Genomic DNA, 15,895 nt, shown 5'->3' with positions numbered 1-15,895 from the left:
TTTCGGGCACGTCTCACAGGTGTTAAGATCATTTTTTTGCGTATCTGCACTCTGTTTCCATGGTGTTTAATTGAAAATTAAGTTAAGATAAGAATAGTAAAATAAAAAAAGTAGTCATCACCTTGGTTTCATTTAAGCAAGTTGACGATGAAAAAGAGGAGAGGATAAGCGATGCGGCGAAAAAGGAAAGGACGTCAATGGTGTGTTTGGGGACTCACTTTAATGTTGATTGCTGGCTGTACCGGCCCGGACAATCCCGTAGTCATCCTTCCTTCAAATCAAGCGTCAACAGTAACCCTGACCTACTTTGGCAATAAATATGAACCGGAGAATGTCAAGGTGATTGAAGCGATCATTTCGCAGTTCATGGATGAAAATCCGGGAATCAGCGTAGCTTATGAAAGTTTGAAAGGAAACGCTTATTATGAAGCGCTGATCAAACGCATGGCCAAGGGTAAAGGCGACGATATTTTTATGGTGAATCATGACACTGCTCTGACCTTGGCCAAGCAGGGGCAACTGGCTGACCTCTCCGGTTTGGCGACGATTGAAAATTACACGGATGAAATGTTGAGTCAGATGTGGGAAGGAAATTATATATATTGGGTGCCGACGACGGTTTCCGTTTTTGGCCTTTACTGCAATCTTGATCTGTTAAAAGAATATCATCATGAAGTTCCGTCTACTTTAGCAGAATGGGAAGCTGTCTGTGATGATTTCGTCCGTCAGGGAATTACGCCGGTCATTGCCAACAATGACATTTCGCTGAAAACGGTAGCGATTGGAATGAGTCTGGCTGCAACCTATCAAGCGCATCAGCAGGCGGCTTATTTTGAACAGATCAATGCCGGGCAGGCCGCGCTCAGCGAAAAGCTGTCTTCTGGATTTACCTACGTGGAAGCCATGATCCAAAAGGGATATTTGGATCCGGCCGCGACGCTCACAACACAGAAGACCTCGGATGATCTGGATATTTTTGCCCAAGGCGAGGCTCCTTTCTTATTAACAGGAGCTTGGGCGGCCGGGCGGCTGGCGCAAAAAGAGCTCAATTTTCAATTTTCGGTTGTTCCCTATCCCTTGATGGAGGATGGCAGTTTTGTCGTCATCAACGCTGATACCCGTTTAAGCGTCAACGCCGACAGTCCCCATCGCGAAGAAGCTCTGCGGTTTGTTGAGTTTTTTACCCGTTTTGACAATATTCAGAAATTCGCGGATCAGCAGTCCTCATTCAGTCCGTTGAAAAACAGCCGCCCTTCGTCTTTGGATCAGATTCAGCCGCTGATTCCTGTCTATGAATCAGGACGGTCTGTGATCGGCTCTGATTCGCTGCTGGACAAACCGATCTGGGAACTGACAGCCCAGGCGGTACAGCGGCTTTTACAGGGCGAACCTGTAAATCGTGTTATGGAGCAGCTCGATGAGGAAGCGAACCAGGAGGGATAATCATGGAAAAAAACAAGAAGAATTCCCGCCGGTCATTCACCTTGGGAGCGCTGGTTTTGGCGATTGGACTTTGTTTGATGACCGCTTATTTTGTAACCAATGTGAAAACGCAGCTATGGAAGCAATCAATCAACACAATTCTGGAAGCGACCCGTCAGGGACGACGGACACTTGCCGTACAGCTTAATGAAAACTATGAAGATTTGGGAAGGATCGCTGATCGGCTGGCTGAAATGCAGACGGACGATCAAGAGAAACTAAACCGGTTGTTTCAGGATTTCAACGAACTGGAAAACGATATTCATCTGGTACTTTCCGAGGATCTCATTCTGCCTTTGGATCAACCTTGTGATCAGCAGGCGATAACCTTGCTTGATCGGCGGAGCAAAGATCAGGATGTGATTGATCCGCATATCAGCAGCGTGACGGGAATGGATGTGTTTGATCTGGTTCTTCGTGTTCATTTTGCGGATGGCGAGGAAGGCTATTTGATTAAGGAATTTGAAGTCAGCGGCATCGCCGATACGTTTACGCTTTCCTTTTATGAGGATGCCGGGTTTTCCTATGTTGTGGATACCCAGGGAAATGTCTTGATCCGCGCCGCGCATCCCAACAGCAACAAATCGGTTCAGAATTTGTTGGATATGCTTTCGCCGCAGGCGAATGATCCGCAGGCTCTGAGCCAGTTTGCCCAGGCGCTGAAAGGGGCGGATACCGGCTGGGCCATCTTTACTTATGAAGGCGAACGGACCGTTTTCTGTTTTACGCCGGTAGGACTGCAGTCGGACTGGGTTTTGATATCGATCATTCCGGAAGCCGCTGTCAACGCGCAGACCAATGCGCTTTTAAGGCAGGCGCTGACCTTAATTCTTTCAGCGGTTCTGGGAATCAGCCTATTGGTGCTGCTTTATTTGCGGCATAGGACGAAAACGCAACAGCGTTTAACGCATCAGACCAATTATATCAGTCATTTATACAACGCCCTGCCGGAAGCCGTGGCCTTGATTTCGGTTGATCCGCCTTATCATCTGCTTCAGTTAAACCGGGAAGGACGGCGTTTGCTCAGATATGCGATGGAAAATTCCGAGGATACATTGAACCAGAACCTTCAGACGGCCATGTCCGCCCAAGATTATGCCCGCTTTGTTCGGCAGATTGAAGCCGCCGTACACAGTGGTCAGAAGGTCAACATCGTGGAGTTGATGAAAAAAGCGGATGGGGAAAGGTTCTGGACTTCCGGGATTATTGAGCAGACGCTGGATGAAAATGGAAAACCGGTGCTGATCTATGCTTTCCATGATATCACGAAGGAAAAACAGGCTGAAGAAGCTGAAAAACAAAGAACACAACAGGAACGGCTGACGTTGGTCAGCGCCCTTTCCAACGCTTATCCGGTTATTATCAGTCTGAATCTGACGCGGGATGAGGTGTATTTTGTCCATGTCAGTCCAGGGCTGATGCTGGATCTGGGTAAGCAGGAAACCTACAGTGAATTGTATGACGATTTAAAAAGCACGGTTGATCCGGAATTTGCTGATGATTACGAAGCGTTTCAGCTGGCGGCTCTGCGCAAGACGTTTGCCGGAGAAAGCGGTGAGATCCAGCTGGAGATGAAAATGCTTTTAACCGATGATCAATATCATTGGACAACAACGCAGATCATTCATGTTGACAACCCCTATTCCGAGGATCAGCTGGCGATTCTGATTTCCCGGCGGATTGACGAGCAGCGCTTAAAGGCTGAACGGCAGCAGGAAATCCTGAAGACAGCATTGGAAAATGCTCAAGCAGCCAGCGTGGCGAAAAGTCAGTTTTTATCCAATATGAGTCATGATATCCGTACCCCGATGAATGCCATCGTCGGCATGACGGCCATTGCCGAAACACGTCTGAATGAACCGGATCGGGTGAAGGAATGTCTGCACAAGATCAGTCTTTCAAGCAAGCATCTGCTCAGTTTGATCAACGACATCCTGGATATGTCCAAGATTGAAAGCGGAAAATTGACCATCACTCAGGAACCCTTTAATTTTGCTGAGCTGATCATTGAGGTTGTGGAACTTATTCGGCCGCAGGCTGAAGAAAAAGGTCTGACGTTTGTATTTCAGCCAGGGGTGCTGGAGAAAGAAGGCGTGCAGGGTGATCCGCTGCGAATTAGGCAAATTTGCCTCAACATCTTAAGCAATGCCGTGAAGTATACGCCGGCCGGCGGCAGGGTTACGATTGAAATGAGTCAGCGTCCAAGTTCTTATAAAGGATATCAAAATTTCGTCTTCCAATGCAGCGATACGGGAATCGGTATGGATCCGGAATTCATGAAGCATTTGTTTCAGCCGTTTGAACGTTCTGACAATCCGATGACCCGGACCGTGAACGGAACCGGATTGGGCATGGCGATCACGAAGAACCTGGTGGATCTGATGAACGGCGAAATTCAGGTTCAAAGTCATGTGGGACAAGGCTCCGTGTTTACTGTGATTTTGCCGCTGTCGCTGCAGAGTCAGCCGGATGAACAAATTCCGGCGAACTGGCAGGGAGCCCGCGTTTTGATCGCTGATGATGATCTGCAAATCGGCGAGGAGGCCGGCGCTTTGTTAACAAAGTTGGGAATGCGCGCTGATTACTGCAGCAGCGGAGAAGCGGCAATTGCAGCCGGGATGCAGGCTCAGACATCAGAACATCCGTATAAACTGATTTTGATCGACTGGAAGATGCCGGGGATGAACGGTTTGGAAACGGTAAGAGAGCTGCGGCAGAAACTGAAAGATCAGCCGGAAATCGTCATTCTTTCAGCCTATGATTGGTCGGATATTGAAGAACAGGCTCGTCAGTGCGGGGTCAGTGGTTTTTTGACGAAACCCTTCTACCGCTTTAAAATCTGCCGTCTGCTGAATGAGCTTGAAGAAGAACACCGGAAACCGATCTCAGTCAAACCCACTTTGTCTTATTTCAGCGATTGCCGTCTGCTTCTGGCAGAGGATAATGAGATCAACCGTGAGATAGTCCGTGAAATGATTGCCAGTCTGATCACCGTTGAAATGGATGAGGTGGATGATGGACAAGCGGCTGTTGAGAAAATCGCTTCCAGCCCGGAAGGCTATTATGATTTAGTTCTGATGGATATCCAAATGCCGCGCTTAAACGGTTATGAAGCGACCCGGCAGATTCGTCAGCTGAAGCGCGCCGATGTAAAAACTCTGCCGATCATTGCGATGACCGCCAACGCCTTTGATGAGGATGTCCGGCTGGCTTTGCAGGCAGGCATGAACGCTCATTTTGCCAAGCCGATTGATATTCAGCGGCTCGCGGAGATTTTGCTGCAGTTTCTGACAAAATCGCATCGGCAGGGAAACGATTAGAAGCATCCATGAATTATCAATCCCGCAGGTCTGCGGGATTTGTTTTGGAATGAAAGCAGGAAAGCTTTCGGAAAACGATAAATTCTTGCATTTGTCAATTGTATTTTTATGAGGAATGGAATACAATAGCGAAGTGACCGACCAGTCGGTCGGAAAAAGGAGAGGCCTATGTTTTCTAAATTCAGTGTTAAGAAACCTTATACTGTAATCGTGGGAGTGGTCATGTGCCTGTTGTTGGGCGTTATTTCATTTATGAATTCTACAACTGACCTCTTGCCGGAAATGGAGCTGCCCTATGTCGTCATCTATTCGACTTATCCGGGTGCCAGCGCCGAAAAAGTAGAAACCAGTCTGACGCGGATTCTGGAATCCTCTGTCAGTACGACCGAGAATTTATCGAATATGAGTTCGATTTCCTCGGATAACTTATCGTTGATTATTTTAGAGTTTGCCGATGATACCAATATGGATACGGCAATGCTCGATTTGAACGCCAAGATTGACTTAGTTAAAGGATACTTGGATGAGACCATATCCAGTCCGACATTGATGGCAATCAATCCGAATATGATGCCGATCATGATGGCAACGGCCGATTATGATGGTCATGATCTTCAGGGATTGAGCGACTTTGTGAATGAAAAAGTCGTACCGGAACTGGAAAAGACAAAGGGTGTCGCCTCGGTCGATCCGACGGGATTGTTGGAAGAGACTGTTCAGATTGTTCTCGATCATCAGAAGATCGATGAGATCAACAACAAAGTCCTGGCCAGCGTGGATTCTGAATTAGCTAAGACAGAGCGGGAATTACGGGAAAAGCTGCAGGAAGTTAATGACGGTCTGCAGAAAATTACTGACGGAGAATCAGAATTAACAAGCACAAAGAATGAAACCTATGACAAACTGGCGCAGTCCTCAGTTCAGCTGCAGCAGGCAGCGACCAATTTGATCGCGATGGATTCCCAGATCACTCAGCTGAAAGCGGAACAGGCTGCATTTACGCAGATTGTCAACGGTGTGGATCAGCTGAAAGCACAGCTGGGATTGGGAGCGGAAGCAACGGCCGAGGAAATCGCAGCTAAAACGGAGATTAAAATTGCTGAAATTCAAGCTAATCTTGGTCAATTAGAGGGAAGAATCCAGAGCCTGACTTCGTTACTACAGCAAATTCAGGAAGTACCGGATGAGGAACCGATTTCTGAGGAAATTAAAGCTATGCTTCAAAGCGCCGGCATCACCGCTGAAATTGGAAACTATGGACAGGCCAAAGCTTTGATCAGCACGATGCTTGGCGAGCTTAACACGGCAAAGGAACAGGCGAGCGCTGGAATCACGGCCATGCAGGCAGCTTTGCAGATTGTGCCGAAGTATGAGGATGCCAAAATCAAGCTCAGCAATGTTGAAATTGAAATAGCGACTGCTGAAGGCGTGAAACAGGCAGCCAGCAGTATGCTGACCCAAGCTGGTATTGATGTCTCCGACCTCAACAGCCTGCAGTCGAAGCTGGAATCAGGAAAGCTGACGGCAGCCGGTGAAATCACCAAAGGGGAGATGACAATTTCCTCGACCAAAACAACGCTGGAATCGGCAAAGACACAGATTGAAGACGGCTTGAAACAAATTGCCGAGGCGCGTGATGAAGCGCTGAAAAAAGCAAATATCTCAGAAGCCCTTTCGCCAAGCATGATCTCGACGATGCTGACCGCTGAGAACTTCTCTATGCCGGCAGGCTACATCGCCTCCAATGACGATTCGCTGCTGATCAAAGTCGGAGACCAGTTTGCTTCTTTGGAAGAAGTAGAAAATTTGCTTTTGATGTCCATGGATATCGATGGCTTGGAAGAAGTCCGGCTTCAGGATCTGGCCAGCGTACAGGTCGTTAACAACAGTGAAGAATTATATACCCGCGTGAATGGAAATCCGGGCATCATGCTCTCTTTTCAGAAAAGTTCAACCGCTTCGACGGCTGATGTCTGCAAAGCGCTTCATAAAACGTTCGAGAAGCTGAGCGGACAATACGAAGGCCTGCATTTTTCTACCTTGATGGATCAGGGTGTTTATATTGATATGATCGTCAATTCGGTTCTGGAGAACTTCTTATACGGCGCAATTCTGGCGGTCATCGTCTTAATTCTGTTTCTGCGCGATCTCAAGCCGACGATCATCATCGCCCTCAGCATTCCAATTTCACTGATGTTTGCGATGGTGCTGATGTATTTCAGCGGTGTAACGCTGAACATTATCTCCCTGTCCGGCCTGGCTCTTGGCGTCGGGATGCTCGTTGATAACTCGGTTGTCGTCATTGAGAATATTTATCGGATGCGCAATGAAGGTGTGGGACTCATTGAAGCCGCGATTGAAGGGGCCAAGCAGGTTGCCGGTGCGATCATTGCGTCAACCTTGACGACCGTCTGCGTCTTCCTGCCCATTGTCTTTGCGACTGGTTTGGCGCGGCAGCTGTTTGTGGATATGGGACTGACGATCGCTTATTCGCTGCTCGCTTCGCTGATCGTCGCCTTGACGCTGGTGCCGATGCTTGCCAGCAAGATGCTGAAAAAGCAAAACGAAAAGAAGCATACCTTCTTTGAAAAGCTCGTGAATGGTTACACTGGACTTCTGAAATGGTCGCTGGGTCACAAATTGATTGTGATGGGCGGCGTGATTGCGCTGCTGGTTTTCAGCACAATAGGTGTTATGAATATGGGGATGACATTGATCCCCTCTATGGATTCCGGCCAGATGTCTGTCAGCGTTTCTTTACAGAATGAAGATGCGGCAGATAAAGAGTGCTTTGCGATGTATGATCAGGTCATGGAGCGGCTGATGCAGGTGGAAGGCGTCGATACGGTCGGCGTGACCAGCGGCGGCAGCGGTCTGTCAACGATGATGGGCGGTGGCGGAAATACCTCAACGACTTTCTATATCATTACTGAAGCTAAAGCGGATACGAAAAAGATGGAAGCGCAGATACCGCAGGTTCTGGCCGATCTGCCGGTGGATGCTGTGGTTTCTACAAGCAATATGGACTTGAGCGTGCTGGGCGGCAGCGGTGTTGCGATGACGCTGTATGGCGATGATTTGGATGAACTGCAGGCTTCAGCCATTCAGATTGGGAATCAGCTGAAGCAGATTGAAGGCATTGACGTCGTGGATGACGGGCAGCAGGATCCGGTGCATGAAATCCGCGTCATTGTCGATAAGAATGAAGCGATGAAATACGGACTGACAGTAGCGCAGATCTACCAAAGCGTTGCTTCCGGAATTAAAGAAGAAACAACCAGTACGACACTGTCGATTCAGAATAAGGATTATCCGGTCGTGATTGTTCAGGATGCTGCTTCCCTGACTCAGCTGGACAATCTGCAGGATCTGAAGCTGAAAGGAACGCAGAATCAGGAAGAAAAAGAAGTTGAACTGTGGCGGATTGCCGATATTGAAAACGGCAGCGGCATGAACAGCATTTACCGTGAGAATTCCCGCCGCTATGTCAATGTGAGCGGTACGATCAAAGAAGGTTATAATGTTACTCTGGTCAGCCGTGAAGTGGAAAAGCAGCTCGACACCAGCGTGCTGCCGGAATCGGTAACGCTGGAATTCAGTGGTGAAAACGAAACGATTATGGAAACGATGCTTCAGATGGTTCAGATGATTCTGTTAGCGATCGCGTTTATCTATATGATCATGGTTGCGCAGTTTCAGAGTCTGCTGTCACCGTTTATCGTCATGTTTACGATCCCGCTGGCCTTTACCGGAGGCTTTTTGGGATTGTTGATTACGGGGCAGGAATTAAGCATTGTCGCAATGCTGGGCTTTCTGGTTCTGTGCGGCGTTGTCGTTAACAACGGTATTGTATTTATTGATTACGCCAATCAATTAAAGGAACTGGGATATATAACCCATGAAGCGATTGTGGAAACCGGACGGACACGTCTGCGTCCGATCCTGATGACAGCCATGACGACGATTCTGGCCATGACGACCATGGCGCTGGGCATTGGAACCGGCAGTGATATGATGCAGGGCATGGCCATTGTTACCATTGGCGGTTTGACGTATTCTACAATCTTAACGCTGTTTGTCGTACCGATTATGATCGAAGTCACAAGCCGGCGCCGAGATCGAAGAAAAGCGAAGGAAGTGGCTGCCGATGAATGAGGATAAGAAGGTACAGGTCTATCTGGGCGTTATTAGTCTGGTGCAACAAGGCCGTTCCATGAATGATTTAAAAGTATCTGAAATCGCTCAGGCGTGCGGCATTGGCAAAGGAACCTGTTATGAGTATTTTTCATCCAAAGAAGAGATTATTCGGGAAACCTTGATGTATACCTTCCATAAGGAGTTTGACAGCTTCTGTGATCTGCTTCAATTTGATCAAGGCTTTGAAGCGGGTTTTAGGCAAATCTTAACGGCTATGGAAAAAGCGTTAAGTCAGTTCTCTCCGTTTCAGACCTTGCTGTCAAGCGTCGGCAAGCGCGAATTGAAGCAATATGTCAGTGAGGAAATTATGGAAAACATTATGCTTCAGATGATTCAACTCATCGACGTCTTGCTGGATCAGGCGCTGCAGGAGGGCTGGATTCAGCCGCAGCATCCGCGGGAATATCAGCGGTTTCTGTTGATCGGGGTGATGGAAGCTTATTGCTTCCAGATCACCAATCCGCAATTGAAAATTTCTGCAGAGCAGGCCGCGGATTACGCCTGTCAGGGACTTCAGAAAGCCTTGTCCTGACCATTATGAAATTCATCAGAGATTTAAAAAAACGCAGAAGAGGCTGCGATTTCAATGGAACAGAAATAAAAAAGTAAAATTAAATTGGCATAAAGAAGTATTTTACGATTAGGCAGCACTTCCTTATAGGGGTTATGCTGTCTTTTTTCCTATTTCTTCATTTCCACTTAGCTGTGGAAATGTCGGTAAGGGATTTCATTCATAAGTTAAATACGATTTCCATTTTCCCCCCTTTGTGTTTCATCGTTTTTTCCGTTTTATCAAACCGCTGTTTCCGCATCCGTTTTAATAGCTATTCTGTTTTGCAATAAAAAAATATTGACATACTTCATGAGGGTAACATGCTCGTAAAAATTTGCGGAATTGAGGGATATCCGCTATATTATAATGGGAACAGGAATGAAGTTTATAACTTTTGCTTAATCCTAGCTGTCATATCATAACCCTTGTATAATAGAATCACATTGTCTGGCTTGATGAACATGGTAAAACAGTGTTAAGCGTGACAGCGGTGCAGGCGGATTATAGCGGAAAAAGAGCAGGAATAAAATTTTCAATAGGTAAGGGGGAAACCATATGATCAAAAATGACAAGCAATTCAATGTGTTTCCCTCTTCTGTAGAAATAAGAAAATATATTTTATATTATAATATCGTATTTCCAAGGAGTAATATGTTTATGCCACAATATGCGCTTATGCCTAATGCTTGCGGAACATTATCGCTTGCTTTTGATGGTTCATCGGTAATTGCCGAATTGTGGGGAGCAACTACAAAGCCGATTTTATTAGGCGCAGAGCCAAATCGGTATTGCATCCTTTTGCTTATTCAGCTTTCTCCTTATGGTTTGTATCAAATCACACGCCAAAGCCAAACAGAATTTGCAGACAAACGCCTTTCACTTGCAGACATTGATCATGACCTATTCAAGTCTTTGTATCAAGCCTTTGCAACATCAAAAACTACAATCAATTTGGTAAATACTTGTGAGAGAATTTTAATCAAACGTATAGAAAAAAATGTTGTTTCGGATGCTTTGCGATTGGCGGCTGCAATGATATTTGATCGTCACGGACAAATCCAAGTGAGCGAAATCGCGCAGCAAACTCATTATAGTGAACGGCAGCTTAACCGCTTGTTTCTGATGCAAGTCGGAATGAATGTTAAGCGTTATATACGCATAAACCGCTTTAATTATGTTTTAAAGCACATTCAGAGGTCGCCTGTTTTTTTTGCTGAATTGTCGCAGCAAGCTGGATATTTTGATCAGGCCCATTTCGATAAAGACTTCAAGGCGATTAGTGGTGTTACCCCTCGAAGATATATGAAAACCATGTCGGATTTTTACTATGATGGAACAGAGATCTACAATATAATATCCTCAAAAAGGAGGAGTAATAAATGAAGTATCAAGGTTGTCTATTAGCAGTTAAAGATATAGCGGTTTCCAAACACTTTTATGAAAAAGTTCTTCACCAAAACGCTATCATCGATATGGGTGTGCATGTAACCTTCGAGGGATTTTCCCTGCAACAAGGATATGCTGAAATCGTTGGGGTACAAGCCGATAGTGTTAAAGAACAATCGCACAATTTTCAACTTTATTTTGAAGTAGAAGATTTAGACAGCGTGTTTGGCGAAATGAGAAACATAACCGACTTGCACTGGGTCCATAAAATTAAGGAATATCCGTGGGGACAACGGGACATTCGAGTATATGACCCTGACCGACATATTGTTGAGATTGCAGAGGCGATGAATAGCGTGATCCAACGCTTTATCAGCCAAGGGATGACGGTTGAGGAAGTTGCGGCTCGCACGATGTTTCCCGTTGAAATCGTAAAGCAGTATGCGTTGTAATAGGATATACGTCACAGGGCAACTATGGCAAAGCTGCTGTTTAACTCGAAACAAAGGAGGCTGCATATGAATTGGGAGCCATGGACAGGCTGTTACAAAGTAAGCGACGGCTGTACAAACTGTTATTTCTACGGGCCATATGCGAGACAATATGGACAGAATACAATTCTAAAAACAGATAAATTCGACTGGCCTATAAGGAAAAATAAAAAAGGCGAGTATAACATCAAAGGGGATAAAATTCTTGCTACCTGTTTTGCTACTGATTTTTTTCTGCCTGAAGCGGACGCGTGGCGCGGGGAGATCTGGGCTATGATTAAGGAACGGACAGATATTGATTTTTTGATTTTGACAAAACGGATTGATCGATTCCTTGTATCGCTTCCGTCAGATTGGGGAGCAGGATACGACAATGTAAATATTGGCTGTACTGTTGAAAATCAACAATTAGCCAATTATAGACTTCCGTTATTCCTATCTTATCCGATTAAGCGGCGATTTATCGCTTGTTCCCCACTTTTAGAAACGATAGACTTAACACCATATCTTCATGGCGTAGAACATGTTACCGCAGGTGGTGAAACCGGGCGAGATGCTCGAGAATGTGATTTTGAGTGGGTGCTGAACATTCGTGAACAATGTCAGAAAGCTAACATAACTTTTTGGTTCAAAAATACAGGCTCACTTTTCAGACGTAACGGTATAGTTGAAAAAATAAATCCTTTTAAGCAAACGAGTATCGCGAAAGAACTGGGAATAGATATTTCAGACGGAAAAAAATTATTTTGACAAAACTTCAAATACAATGGAGCGGTTGTTTCAATGCTGACAAAAATAAAATAGGCAGACAGCTGAATCGTTATGCAGTCAAATAAATATAGAAGCCTAACCAATAACAATCGAAGTCGCTGTTTTTCCTATTTGAGAAAGGTGAAGCCAGAAGGGGGATGAAAGTTGCTTTTTTTAGGACATGGCGGTATCCATGAGGTATCTCCGTGTCCTTTTCGGCTTTGATAAACTTGTTAAAAAGCTGTTCGCTGTAATGGAAGATAGTGCCAATATTAATGGACTGTCAGGTTATTAAGTATGTTGTAACTATTTGTATTGCTTAAACGTCTATGGTTATGCCGATACATAAAGTAGGAATGTGTACGTGAGAAACAGAAGCGCAGATATCTACGGTATTGCGCTGGATATTTCAAGAATCTGTTTAGGGTTCAAGGACATTCTAAGTTTATCTATGCATTTTTAAGTTCCTTTTTGATAGCTAAGCAAGGAGCGGGGATGAGGAAAGGGGAGTTATATTTCCCTAAAAACGATACTTATTTGCATGATAAAACAGTCAAACCGTTATCTAGACAAAACACCTGTTTTACTTTGTGTCCTGTTTGCCAGTGTTCACGATAAGTTTCGTTTACTTCCTTTTCACAATTTCCCTTTCGCTTTTTTATTGAGCGAGAATCTAGATTAAACGCGGCATTTTCGGCGTGCGAGCAGCAGCAGCCATGCCATTGCGGCAGTATAAAACATTTCCAATAATGAATTAATACTCAGAAAGCGGGTATACAGCAAAGCACAGAAGATCAAGATCACAGAAGTGACTTCAATTCCCCAGCGGCCTAACTGCCATCTGCGCTGCTGTCCCTGATAAAAAACGCTCAGGATCAGAACATTCAAAGCGATGAAGGCCAGATTGCTGATGAGGATGTGCAGATGAGCCAGAAAGGGCAAGGTTTCCGGCAAATAGGGAAAGACCATCGAAAGGATCATGAACAGAAAGGTCAGATCATAGCAACCTTTCCAGCAAAGCTTGAAAGCCTGCGCTAAATCCCGAATCATCATTCGGAAAATAAAAGCGCCGCTGACAGCCCAAATCAGAATTAAATAACGATAGCCTAATCCGTTGCCAACCCAAGACAGGTTGGTTGTCAGCGGATTGTCCCGCAGAATCAGAAAAAGGGTGTAGAGCGGAAACAGCACCCCGCCGAGCCATTCAGTTTTATTTAGGAAATAACGCGTTTTTTTCATGTTTCCATTATAACGAAAAGCGCGGTTCAATTCAAATCCGGACTACGCAGCCGGAAAAAATGTGATACAATAAATTCACTTTGGAGGACGAACATGGATAAGAAAATCAAGGTGGGGTATCAGGGGGCGCATGGCACCTTCAGTGAAATTGCAGTTCAGGAATTTTTTAAGAATCAGGTTTTTGAGGCCTGTAATTATAAGAATTTTCCTTCGATTATTGCGGACGTGGAAAAGGGCATGATTGATTATGCACTGCTTCCGGTAGAGAATACAACGACCGGTATCATTTATCGGACTTACGACTTACTAAAAGACAGCGATATTTTTGCGGTGGGTGAAATTTTAGTTCGTATTGATGAGCATTTAATTGGCTTGCCGCAGTCCAAAATCGAAGATTTGCGCGAGGTGTATTCCCATCCGGAACCGCTTGATCAATGCTCCGGATTCTTTGCGGCGCATCCTTGGATTAAACCGGTGACTTATCAGGATACGGCAAAGAGTGTAGAATATGTAGCCCAGTGTCAGGATCCAACCAAAGCTGCACTGGGCAGCTGGCTGGCTGCGCAATATTACGATCTGCCTATTTTAAAGGAACGGGTGCAGGATAATCAGTTGAATACAACGCGGTTTTTCTGTGTTGTTAAAGGGGAGCAGAGCGTTCCTGAAGCAGACAAAATCAGCATGTACTTTGTTGTCAATCATGAACCGGGAGCTCTGTATGAAGTTATCCGCGTGTTTGCCCAGCGCGGCATCAACATGTTAAAGCTGGAATCCCGCCCGATCCGAGGACGGATGTTTGAGTATTGTTTCTATATTGATTTTGACGGCAGTCTGCTTCAGGATAAAACCCGCGAAGCGATTGCTGAGGTCCGCGAACATTGTTTGGAAGTAAAAGTTTTAGGGAGTTATAAGCGGGCGTTTAATGGAGAGTTGTTATGAAAAAAGGGATAATCTTAATCTTGCTGGCTATGATCTTAGGTGCCTGCGCCGCAGCCCCTCAACCCACGCCGGATCCGGCAGATACACCTACTCCGAAGATTGAAGAAACGCTGGCGCCAACCCCGGCGCCGAATGCTTCTGTAAATGCAAATCCTGCAGATATGAGTGCTTATGAAGGTTTTAATGATACGTTGAATGTCTTCGTTGAGATCGGCCTGGAAGATTCATTGTCAAAGATGGAACAAGGTGATTCATTTCTGATCTATTACGGCAAGCCGAATTGTCCTTGGTGCGTAGAAGCCATTCCGCTGTTGAATCAGGCTGCGAAAGAGAACGGTGTCTTAGTTTATTATGTCGATACAAGCAAATCGGAAAACTATTCGGAAGCGATGTTTGATACGCTGATCCGCCGTTTTCAAGGATGGCTGCTGACCAATGAAGAAGGGGAAGAAAGCTTTTATGTACCAGATGTAGCGTTAATTTTAAAGGGACAGGTAGCTTCCAATCATATCTCGACAGTGGATACGCATGATCCTTATCTAGGACCGATGACTGATGCTGAACAAACACAGCTGAAAGAGATTTACGCAGAAATGATTGAAAGTCTGAAAGCAGAGAACTAATTACGCTGTTTTTTACTTAAAAAAGGATTCGGTTATTGAAATTAGGATGATATAATAAAAATGGATTTCAATTAATCTTTTCGATAGTTCATAGTAAAGCGGGGGATAAAGGATGAAACGGCGGAATAAAGGTTTTACATTGATTGAATTGATCGTCGTTGTGGCGATTTTAGTGTTGCTGATGTTGATGTTGGTGCCGCGGTTAACTGGATTTACGAAAACGGCTTCTGTGACGATATGCAATGCCAATGTGGCTAATGCTTATAAATTAATGGTTATGGAATATTCTCTTCATTACGAGGATTTTGATAAAGAAGATGCAGAAAGAGTAATTGATGAAAATTTAGGAGATCATGAAAAACTTTGCCCGCTTGGTGGAAGAATTCATGTGGAGGTAGATCAATATAATAAAAGTGATTTCACTGTTTATTGTGAAGAACATGGACAATCGGATCAGCAAAAATTAGCGAACTATTCGGGGGATGTTCTGAAAATGGCTGTTGAAGAGTATTACATCAAGAATTTTCCTTACCGTGATGTACTTGATTCGCGTGGAAAAAATTTTGGTACTCCATTTAAACAGAAAATTGCTGAAAAATACAATTTAGATATTGGTAATTTTGATTTTACAATTGTAAAAGATATTAAAAGTGGATCGGGTTTTAAAGTTTATATTTATGATGGTATTGGAGATGCGAAAAAAGGTGAAACAATTACGGGCGTTGTTTACTCATACGATGCTAATCAGAATTTAATTGGAGCAGAAAAAGGAGAGAATTTTACAGGAACCGTATCGAATAAAACAACAGAAGGGTTTACGTATAACATATTAGATATTAACTCCATTCAGTAACAAGTTTTATTTAAGAAAGATCCGTGAGGTTATTTAGTTCTGTAGGATCATCTGAAACAAGG

Annotated in this window: 11 protein-coding genes; 10 read left to right on the top strand and 1 reads right to left on the bottom strand. The window is 44.8% G+C overall.

From position 1 onward, the window contains the following. Positions 1-171 precede the first annotated feature (171 nt). The 7 genes from BN162_RS05775 to BN162_RS05745 all read left to right on the top strand — a co-directional run bounded on the left by BN162_RS05775 (position 172) and on the right by BN162_RS05745 (position 12,179). Positions 172-1,443 (top strand): ABC transporter substrate-binding protein, encoded by a 1,272-nt coding sequence (locus tag BN162_RS05775; RefSeq protein WP_040451162.1) that lies wholly within the window; start codon positions 172-174, stop codon positions 1,441-1,443. Between the two features lie 2 nt (positions 1,444-1,445). Then, positions 1,446-4,802 (top strand): response regulator, encoded by a 3,357-nt coding sequence (locus tag BN162_RS05770; protein WP_020224145.1) that lies wholly within the window; start codon positions 1,446-1,448, stop codon positions 4,800-4,802. 168 nt (positions 4,803-4,970) lie between these two features. Next, entirely contained in the window at positions 4,971-8,957 is a 3,987-nt protein-coding gene (locus BN162_RS05765; protein WP_020224144.1) for an efflux RND transporter permease subunit, read from the top strand. Then, the gene (locus BN162_RS05760; protein ID WP_020224143.1) at positions 8,950-9,531 is read left to right on the top strand and encodes a TetR/AcrR family transcriptional regulator; all 582 of its coding nucleotides are present in this window, start codon (positions 8,950-8,952) and stop codon (positions 9,529-9,531) included. Before BN162_RS05765 ends, BN162_RS05760 begins: the two co-directional genes overlap by 8 nt. A gap of 576 nt (positions 9,532-10,107) precedes the next feature. Then, the gene (locus BN162_RS05755) at positions 10,108-10,935 is read left to right on the top strand and encodes a helix-turn-helix domain-containing protein (RefSeq protein ID WP_020224142.1); all 828 of its coding nucleotides are present in this window, start codon (positions 10,108-10,110) and stop codon (positions 10,933-10,935) included. Further along, positions 10,932-11,390, top strand: a complete 459-nt coding sequence (locus tag BN162_RS05750) for a VOC family protein (RefSeq protein ID WP_020224141.1) — start codon at positions 10,932-10,934, stop codon at positions 11,388-11,390. The genes BN162_RS05755 and BN162_RS05750 overlap by 4 nt, the downstream gene beginning before the upstream one ends. A 66-nt stretch (positions 11,391-11,456) precedes the next feature. After that, entirely contained in the window at positions 11,457-12,179 is a 723-nt protein-coding gene (locus BN162_RS05745; RefSeq protein WP_020224140.1) for a DUF5131 family protein, read from the top strand. Positions 12,180-12,857: 678 nt separating this feature from the next. Here BN162_RS05745 and BN162_RS05740 read toward each other — a convergent pair. Next, positions 12,858-13,418 carry a hypothetical protein gene (locus BN162_RS05740; RefSeq protein ID WP_020224138.1) on the bottom strand — a complete coding sequence of 187 codons (561 nt, stop codon included), beginning with the start codon at positions 13,416-13,418 and terminating at the stop codon, positions 12,858-12,860. Between the two features lie 93 nt (positions 13,419-13,511). On the opposite strand from BN162_RS05740, the gene pheA reads away from it, so the two are divergent. The 3 genes from pheA to BN162_RS05725 all read left to right on the top strand — a co-directional run bounded on the left by pheA (position 13,512) and on the right by BN162_RS05725 (position 15,833). Continuing rightward, complete coding sequence (pheA, locus tag BN162_RS05735; RefSeq protein WP_020224137.1) at positions 13,512-14,357, top strand: prephenate dehydratase; 846 nt, start codon at positions 13,512-13,514, stop codon at positions 14,355-14,357. Then, entirely contained in the window at positions 14,354-14,980 is a 627-nt protein-coding gene (locus BN162_RS05730; protein ID WP_020224136.1) for a thioredoxin domain-containing protein, read from the top strand. The genes pheA and BN162_RS05730 overlap by 4 nt, the downstream gene beginning before the upstream one ends. Before the next feature lie 112 nt (positions 14,981-15,092). Beyond that, entirely contained in the window at positions 15,093-15,833 is a 741-nt protein-coding gene (locus tag BN162_RS05725) for a type II secretion system protein (protein ID WP_020224135.1), read from the top strand. Positions 15,834-15,895 lie beyond the last annotated feature (62 nt).

Source organism: Holdemania massiliensis AP2, assembly GCF_000327285.1.
Lineage (GTDB): Bacteria > Bacillota_I > Bacilli_A > Erysipelotrichales > Erysipelotrichaceae > Holdemania > Holdemania massiliensis.
The sequence above is the reverse complement of the archived record's forward strand: the minus strand, read 5'-3'. Positions and strand labels throughout refer to the sequence as shown.

Coding starts and splice junctions, on each gene's coding strand:
- BN162_RS05775 (WP_040451162.1), top strand. CDS start 172: ATGCGGCGAAAAAGGAAAGGACGTCAATGGTGTGTTTGGGGACTCACT.
- BN162_RS05770 (WP_020224145.1), top strand. CDS start 1,446: ATGGAAAAAAACAAGAAGAATTCCCGCCGGTCATTCACCTTGGGAGCG.
- BN162_RS05765 (WP_020224144.1), top strand. CDS start 4,971: ATGTTTTCTAAATTCAGTGTTAAGAAACCTTATACTGTAATCGTGGGA.
- BN162_RS05760 (WP_020224143.1), top strand. CDS start 8,950: ATGAATGAGGATAAGAAGGTACAGGTCTATCTGGGCGTTATTAGTCTG.
- BN162_RS05755 (WP_020224142.1), top strand. CDS start 10,108: ATGATCAAAAATGACAAGCAATTCAATGTGTTTCCCTCTTCTGTAGAA.
- BN162_RS05750 (WP_020224141.1), top strand. CDS start 10,932: ATGAAGTATCAAGGTTGTCTATTAGCAGTTAAAGATATAGCGGTTTCC.
- BN162_RS05745 (WP_020224140.1), top strand. CDS start 11,457: ATGAATTGGGAGCCATGGACAGGCTGTTACAAAGTAAGCGACGGCTGT.
- BN162_RS05740 (WP_020224138.1), bottom strand. CDS start 13,418: ATGAAAAAAACGCGTTATTTCCTAAATAAAACTGAATGGCTCGGCGGG.
- pheA (WP_020224137.1), top strand. CDS start 13,512: ATGGATAAGAAAATCAAGGTGGGGTATCAGGGGGCGCATGGCACCTTC.
- BN162_RS05730 (WP_020224136.1), top strand. CDS start 14,354: ATGAAAAAAGGGATAATCTTAATCTTGCTGGCTATGATCTTAGGTGCC.
- BN162_RS05725 (WP_020224135.1), top strand. CDS start 15,093: ATGAAACGGCGGAATAAAGGTTTTACATTGATTGAATTGATCGTCGTT.